This window comes from Leifsonia sp. SIMBA_070 (assembly GCF_046534635.1).
GTDB lineage: Bacteria > Actinomycetota > Actinomycetes > Actinomycetales > Microbacteriaceae > Leifsonia.
Map to the genome: position 1 here is coordinate 1 of NZ_JAWRYK010000145.1, position 296 is coordinate 296.

Here is a 296-nt window from a genome sequence, read left to right on the forward strand (position 1 = left end):
CTGGTGTTGAGTGGGTTGGCGCCGGAAGCCATCACTGAGGATCTCCTGGCTCTCGAAATGGGCGTTTGATGCGATCCATTGGGCGGGATGCGGTGTTCATGGCACCTCTAAGCGAATCATCGCCAGGCTCATATCCTGTTGTCTGTCACCGACCGGAAATTTCAGCCCATTGTGAACGGATTCATCCACCAAGCGCTGCGCGCCTTGGCATTGAACGCAAAATGAAAAGCAGCGGCCTTCGGCCAATGAAGCGATTGCCCCGAGCCCCAAGGGGCCGATCTGCATCAGTTCCATCG

The 296-nt window shown here is 56.8% G+C and carries 1 protein-coding gene; it reads right to left on the reverse strand.

All coding sequences use genetic code 11. The features are described 5' to 3' along the window. Nucleotides 1-96: 96 nt before the first annotated feature. Nucleotides 97-296, reverse strand: a 200-nt coding sequence (locus SB754_RS19780) for a hypothetical protein (protein ID WP_410784093.1), incomplete at its 5' end; no start/stop codon positions are given.